At 52.8% G+C, this 7,408-nt stretch carries 6 protein-coding genes and 1 pseudogene; all 7 read right to left on the reverse strand.

All coding sequences use genetic code 11. The features are described 5' to 3' along the window. On the reverse strand, nt 1–430 hold a 430-nt coding region (locus PsAD13_RS24725; protein WP_063319773.1), incomplete at its 3' end, for a MerR family transcriptional regulator. A gap of 1,011 nt (nt 431–1,441) precedes the next feature. Further along, nucleotides 1,442–2,422 (reverse strand): cyclic nucleotide-binding domain-containing protein, encoded by a 981-nt coding sequence (locus PsAD13_RS24730; RefSeq protein ID WP_063319774.1) that lies wholly within the window; start codon nt 2,420–2,422, stop codon nt 1,442–1,444. Beyond that, the gene (locus tag PsAD13_RS24735; protein ID WP_063319775.1) at nt 2,407–3,324 is read right to left on the reverse strand and encodes an SAM-dependent methyltransferase; all 918 of its coding nucleotides are present in this window, start codon (nt 3,322–3,324) and stop codon (nt 2,407–2,409) included. The genes PsAD13_RS24730 and PsAD13_RS24735 overlap by 16 nt, the downstream gene beginning before the upstream one ends. Nucleotides 3,325–3,594: 270 nt before the next feature. After that, nucleotides 3,595–4,425 (reverse strand): autotransporter domain-containing protein, encoded by an 831-nt coding sequence (locus PsAD13_RS28175; RefSeq protein ID WP_208986923.1) that lies wholly within the window; start codon nt 4,423–4,425, stop codon nt 3,595–3,597. Beyond that, complete coding sequence (locus tag PsAD13_RS28180) at nt 4,332–5,051, reverse strand: hypothetical protein (RefSeq protein WP_063319778.1); 720 nt, start codon at nt 5,049–5,051, stop codon at nt 4,332–4,334. The genes PsAD13_RS28175 and PsAD13_RS28180 overlap by 94 nt, the downstream gene beginning before the upstream one ends. Before the next feature lie 114 nt (nt 5,052–5,165). Then, nucleotides 5,166–6,338: an autotransporter-associated beta strand repeat-containing protein gene (locus tag PsAD13_RS28185; RefSeq protein WP_208986922.1), complete on the reverse strand. Its 1,173-nt coding sequence runs from the start codon at nt 6,336–6,338 to the stop codon at nt 5,166–5,168. Between the two features lie 12 nt (nt 6,339–6,350). Then, nucleotides 6,351–7,408 (reverse strand): annotated as a pseudogene (locus PsAD13_RS28190) (hypothetical protein); the annotation flags it as partial.

Here is a 7,408-nt window from a genome sequence, read left to right on the forward strand (position 1 = left end):
AATCGACAATATGATAGGCAGGCTGACGTTTTGAGCTTCGCATAATCTGAGTGATCGCCTCCAGAAGCTCTTCCAGTCCGACATGCATCTGTATCTGAATATTTTCCTCATCCATTGCATTGTTGCAAAGGCAGAAAACACTACTTTCTGTGCCAAGAATACCAGACCATTTGTTGGCCAGCTGCTGTGAGACAGTCCCGGCAATCAGCTCTGCAATCGTATTTGTGCAGTGAGAGCGTACCATGTTGTGGTAGGTGGCAACGGCCATCAGATCATTAAAGGTATATCGGGTCCAGCCTTGGCGCTCGCCCTCAAGCACCAACTGCTTCCGCCGCCTCCAGACCCGCAACGTCTCAATATTCATCCCAACGATCTTGGCAACTTCGGAAGCCGTATATGTACGGCTATAAGTGTCACTATTCCCAATCATGCTCGACTCACTTTTTGAAATGAGTCAGGACTACCAATTGCATTCAATGGGTCGAGTGAAACGAACCCTTATCTTCTAATCGATTGGTTTAGATGAAGTGTTGTGCGTTGGGTGTTATGAAGAAGCTTAAAAGGTAGACTGATTAGTTAATCTGCTTGCGTATCTATGACAGCCATAGATGATGGAATTCTACGTTCGTAATGGACCAGAAGCGGATGTTTATGCATTTCCATCAAGAGTTGAAATCGCCTGATCGAAGGCTTTTATTTGAACGACCTTGGTGCAGAAGTTCCTATTGACCTTAATCAGATAGACGATCAAATCTTAGCTTAGGACTGGGCGTCTGAAGGTAACCGTATTGAGGCTCTGCACTTTAATGAAAGTGGTCAAATCTACTCATTGGGAGGCTGTTCGCAGACGACTTTTAATTCGCGTAGATGAGATGGAACTAAATCTTCTTGGATGCTCAGCAGTTAAACATCGGGCTTTTTGGCCTCCCTTTTATGGAGTGCATCGAGTGCTTAACGTTGTCTTATCGCATACCTCATTGCGTTAGACGCGAGAACAACTGATATCTGGCGAATACCATTGTGGTTGAGCATTTGTTGAATCCGTTTTTTACAGGTTAAACTGTTCTCTGTTCTCTGTTCTCTGTTCTCTGTTCTCTGTTCTCTGTTCTCTGTTCTCTGTGCTCAACTGCAACCAGCCTGACACGGCTTTTGATACTCATGCGACCAACATCACAAAGTTGGACCTCATTTTATTGTGCGCTGCAATAATTTCTCCACTGCTCCGTAAGGGCCTAGACGCTCGCGAATGCGCCGGAGAGCCTGTCGAGCCAGACCGAAAAACCCAGTTCCTGCCCGCCCTCAGCTATGGCCCGGACCTTGAGCTTATGCCCCCCCTGAGCGAGGCGATGGCACCGGCGTCGAACTTAAAAGGCATGCGGCAGGCAAAATCTCTTCCCCGCACTTTTTGAGCAGGGAAGACACTGTATTGGCTATCGAAAAACTATGCGGGCTCAGCCAGACAAAAATCACGGCGTAGGACGCATTTTAAATTCCTGTGAGACTGCGCGTATTTTTGTTGGGGCAAACCCAATAATTCGGCGTTCATCCTGTGATCAAAACTATTTTGCATTTGAGTCGGATCAGCCCGTAAATGGTCAAGGAAGGCGTCTTTTGGTAGCACCATTGTTTGTAGATGAGATGTAGCGATCACGTCGACAGGCTGAGCATCATCGATTGAAAGAGTTATGTCGCCAAAAAACTGACCTTGGCCCAAAACGCCCAGAACATCACCAGAAGCGGCATGGCGCACTTCCGCCTCGCCTTCGATAATCACAAAACCCGTGTCTCCCTTTGCACCAGCCTGCAAAACAGCTTCGCCCTTGCTAAACAGCATATACTCATAGGATTGCAAGAAATTATAGAGTTGGGTGCGTTGCGCAAACGTTTGAAGATTGTCCGCCAAGTCTCTCATATCCAACATCATAGGGATGAAGTTCCCCCCCAAGTGTGGGGCATATTGCATATCTCCAACAGGCTTGAAACCGACACGGGTTACAAGTTTGCTGATAGCCGGGTTCGTTGGCGCGATGACATGCGTAATGTCGTTTGAAACGGCGAAAATCGCCGATAACGAAATTAGGTGCAGTGCAATACCGAGCGAGCGCTGTGCTTCACGAACACAGAACATGCCCACACTCATCATATTGACGTTCTCCTTTGGCAGGTGCTGACGAAAATCGTAATAATTATCCGCCGGGACGCCTGCTGGGGAATCGACGCTAATCCTTAGCGCGCCAATAATCTTGTCGTCTCGCATCGCCAGCATGTTTCGTGTGGTCGATAACGTGTCGAACTTGTCAACAATCCTCTGGTCGTTGGTTGGCTGAAACAGCTTTTCCTGCAAACAGAACACGTCATAACGCAACTTCAGAATGCTATCGATCTGTTCTGGATCTTTGGTGATGCTCACTCGGATGGGCATGACGCTTCTACCTCATCGCGAGTGCTGCAAGCTTGTACCTGGACCAAATATTCCCCACGGTGCAACATTGTTGGCGTGATGTTTGGTAGGTAACGATCTTTCAGGCTGTCTGCCTCGGCCACATCCAGCAAAACATACCCTTGGTCCTTGATGAAACCGGCTACGTCCTTGAGAGCAATTGTCCAGCTCAAGGGTTCGCCTTTTATGCGCAGATAGAGGTTCAACAGAGGACCACAGTTGGTTTTGGGGTCGGAGAAGGAAGTAACGCTGCTGAACACAATCCGCGTCTTTTCCCCCAATTCTGCCAAGCCGGAAAAGAGTGCTTTGACATCCGAAACCGGTAAGTACATGAGCACGCCTTCGCAGATGAAAAAAGTAGGTTTGGCGGCGTCATAGGACCCATGAGAAAGTAACGCTTCCTTAGCGCTGGTCTTTTTGAAATCCACTTCGAGCAGATGGAGATTGCCGGCCACTTGGTCATCTAAAGCCATTTGCTTGTGAGCACTGGTCGCCGGATGATCCAATTCAAAAAAAGTAACCTCCGGAAATTGCGAATGTAGTTCATAGGCAAGTGTGTCAAAGCCTGCGCCAAGGTTCACAACCATGGTGTAGCCCTCGGAGATTGCGTTTTCGACAGCATCGCTGATGTATTTTTTACGTAACCCGTAATGAGTTGAAATGCCGGGCAATATGAGCCTTTCCATCAATGGAACTGACGCACGAAAAAAACGGCTGTTGAGCTGCTTCAGTCGTTTTCTGCCCTCCTCAGATCTTTCAAGGATAGTCTTGCCTGTTTTAAGAGTTTCTGCTGTGACAAGATGTCGATATTCTGGTTTTTCTGCGATCAACAACAAACCTTGCAACACTGTGTAGGCGGTTGAACTTGCAACTCTATCTTTCATTCTTGCTCCATCAACTTGCGTATTGATTGCCCAAGCACTCCAATCAAATGAGGGAACCCTAAGCAGTATTTCCCAAGTAGAATTATCATTTGGCGAATTTTATCGATCTCGCCACAGGTCTTAAGTGTCTTGATTGGATTGGCGCATTGTTTTGGGTCGATAGCGCATATGGATATTCTGTTTTGGTTTGAGAGCACTGGCCCGCCGCTTGCGATTACAAGCGGCGGCGTGAGATCTGGGGGCTCAGTCCCAGTGGAGGCCGAGAAGTGCTCAGAACTGCAGAGCAAGGTTCACCTTAAGTCCCTGATCGGTGAAGCCGGAACTGAACTGGCCATTGTAGGTCAGACTGAGGGCCGCGTTCGCCCCAAGATCAACTGCCGCGCCCAGATCGAGCAGGAAGGCATCTCTGGCAATCGATACTCCGGCAACCGAGAAATCGTCTCCTCCATCAAAGGCATGATAAGCAAGCGGCGCCATGTCGCCGAAAGCGTGCCGCCACCCCACCATCGCACTCAGCTGCGCCGAGGCAGCCCCGAGATCAGCTCTGGTTTCAGCACGCAGTCCGATGGTGGTGAAGGTCTGTTCCATAGCCTGACCGTTGGCCGTCAGCGCAGCTACGCCGCCAGCTTCAGAATAGCCGTCACTCGTCAGGTGCACATAAGCGAGACCAGCGAAGGGCTCCAGACTCACCGCACCGTGATCGAAGCGATATCCGGCCTCGCCGAAGATTTGGGTGGTTCGTGCATCATAGGACGCTGACAGTTCCTCTGAGAACCCGCTAAAGGCGACAGAGCGGTCCGTGTCGATGTCGTGCCCTGCCAAGTTGGCGCCAATGCGCAGCCCCACAGCACGGAGATCGGCACCGCCATAGGCGCCAAGATGCAGTGTGTCTGCTGAAGCGAACGACGCACGATCACTCACCTTGAAGCTGGAATTATCATAGCCACCGAAAAGACCAATGCGGGCATTTTCGCCGATCCTTGCATCACCGCCCACAAAGAAACCGCCTATCGTCCGGTCAAGCTCTGCGGCATTACCATTGCCTCTCCAGTCGCCCCACGCACCGAAGCCCTTGCCCCAGAACGCGAAGCTGTCGCTGATGCGTTTTTCGGTCTGACTTGTCCGTCGGCGGCCACGGCACCTGTTGCCATGCGCACACGGTTCAAAGCCGCTTCGCGCGCAAAGCGACTGTCTTCGATCAGTGCTGTCCTGATCGAAGCGTGACTTTCGCCCGAAAGCTGGTCAAGGGCTTGCGGAGCCTCCGCATTGGAAAGGTTCAACACCGCGTTGTACAGGTTTTCGCTTTCGAGCGAAGACACACCACCGCCCGTCGCACACTGATTGGCACTCAGTCCGGAAACGCAGAAAGTGGAGGCGGCCAGTTGCGACGTCAGATAGACATTGTTGGTATCGTATGAAACTGCGAAATCAAGGAAGGCATAGTCATCGGTTGGCACTGAGGAATCGAACGTCCCGGTCACACCGCCGCCACTGGTAATGATGGTGTAAACCGTGTTAGCGGCATAAGTTGATCCGTCGTCGGTCCCGTTCTCCGGCCTGACATGCACCGCTCCACCATTGATCGTGACGGTATCACTGGCAGCCAGCAGATCGTTGTTGATGTCCGCTGTGTTGCCACCATCGTTCAACTCAACCTCATAAGTCGAACCGGTGTTGAAAACGGTCGATACAGTATTCAGTGTGCCGATGGAGTTGCCCGGCGCCATCACCCCGCCAGAATTGACGCTAACCGCCCCCAATGATCCCGTACCGCCAAGGGTTCCGCCATCAATCGTAACATCACCGATCGAACCATCGACGACCAGCGTGCCCGCAGAGACCTAGGTGTTGCCGGTATAGGTGCTGGTACCAGTCAGGATGAGCGTGCCAAGGTCGGTCTTTTCCAGCGAACCAGTCCCGGTCAAGTTGGAGGCGATGGTGGCCGTGTATCCGGCACCTGCTGCGGTTCCATCCCCGACCCGGATCGCGGCGGCGCCTGTCAGAGCAATGTCGTCGCCAGTTACGGTATAGCCGTCAACGGCAAACTGCATGCCCGCCGAGGCAGAGACCCCGGCGCCATCCACCGTGACCGTTCCCGCATCCGCCTGGAAGATCAGGAAGCTGTCGGGATCATAAGGCGCGCTTGCCAAGCCGCTGTCATCTGTCCAGTTGGTGCCTGCCGTGCTCCAGGAACCCGTACCGCCATGAACGGTTCCATCAGCGCTGGTCACCGCTCCATTCCAGAAGCTCAGGAGAAGTGGGTTTACCATGAGATTGACTTGCCCTGCTGTCGCAGTTTGAACACCGTAGGTGTGGGCCGTTGGTGCAGTCCCCACGATCAGGCCGTTGTCGGTCAGCGTGCCGCCATAGGTCATCAGGTTATTGATGCCAGCACCAAAGCCGCCAGCATCGCTCACGTTGAGCGTGTCATCGAGTGTCAAATCGCCGCCGACAGCAATGAGGTCGCTGTCCACACCCGCGGTGCCGGATGGAGATCCAAGCTCAAAATCCAGAGCCGAGCCGGAGGTAAAATTGAGGTCGCCACCAATGGTCAGCGTACCCGGACTGTTACCGGCAGCGATCGCACCGTTTGTGACCGTCACCGAGCCGGTTATTGTGCCCGAACCGCCAAGGGTTCCGCCATTGATCGTGACATCCCCGATCAAACCGTCGACGACCAGTGTGCCCGCAGAGACCGTAGTGTTGCCGGTATAGGTGTTGGTACCAGTCAGCGTTACGGTGCCACTACTGGTCTTGGTCAGCGCTCCGCTTCCGGCAAGCGTTGCACTTATGCTGCCGTTTTCAACCGTATAGGAGCTACCGATAAGCGTTGCGCCCGTCACCGACCCGTCAACCAACGTAAAGGCATCTGTGAAAAGAGTTGCGCCCGCGCCGATCTCCAGTGTGCCGCCGTTCACAGTTGCATCGCCCGCTGTCTCACTATCGCTGATCAGCAACCGCCCGCCGCTGACACTCACATCACCCATATCGGCCAGAGCATTGCCGTTTCGCACATCCAGCACGCCTCATGACACCGCAGTGTTGCCGGTAAATCCTGCATTGACAGTGGCCAGAACCGTGGTGCCGGACAGTTGGTTGACCGTGCCTTTTCCGCTGATCACAGGTGCAAACACGTAATCGGCATCGGTATGGTTGAAGTTGATGCTTCCATTGCTCGCACCAAAGGAAATTGCTGCGGTGTCGAGTGTCCCTACCGATGCAGCAGCCTCGCCAGCGGCGGCACCGATATTAAGTGCTCCGGTGGAGCCAGCATTTCGGGCGATGAAGAAATCGCCACCCACCTCCACGGTGCCATCATCGCTGATGGTTAGGACGCCCGCACCTTCAAAACCGAGCAGAAGAGAATTCGTGATCTGATAGAGTGATCCGCTTCCTGTTACAGTCGCCGCCCCGGATCCTCCGTTGGAAACGCCGAAAGTTGCGTTCGACGTGGCAGCTTTTCCTCCATCTTCGATTGTCAAACGAGCTGTTCCACCGAATGCAAGGTAAGTGGTGTTGATGTTTGTGTTCAGGTTGGTTTGCCACAAAGAACCTGCACCCGATACGGTTACCGAGCCATCACCGTAACTGCCGATATGACCAGTTTCACTGATCACTTTGCCGCCATCGCGAATGGTCAGGTTTCCGGTTCCACTGTTACCCACATTAAGACGATCTCCGACTTCAAGAAGAGACCCTGTCCCGGACACATCCACAGAACCTGAAGCATCGTCGCCTGGGGCAACGTATAAATAACTGGCAACGAACGCTTCGCCGCCGTCACTAATGGTGAGTGTTGCCGTTCCTTCACGGCCAAGATAAAGATTTTTGTTTTGGTTAGAATCGAGAGGACGCCCGATTTCTAAACGAGAGCCTGATCCCGTAATTGATACAGAGCCAGAAGATCCCGCCGTCGCGGCAACTTCGATAGTTTGGTCGTTGACAACTATAACTGTGCCGCCATCGGCAATGTTCAAATCACCCGTTCCAGCATTGCCAACCTTGAACTCCCCAGTGGCCTGCCATTGGGATCCCGCTCCGCTCACCGTTACGGTGCCGTGAGAACCAGAGTTTACGCCGATTA

The organism is Pseudovibrio sp. Ad13, assembly GCF_001623225.1.
GTDB lineage: Bacteria > Pseudomonadota > Alphaproteobacteria > Rhizobiales > Stappiaceae > Pseudovibrio.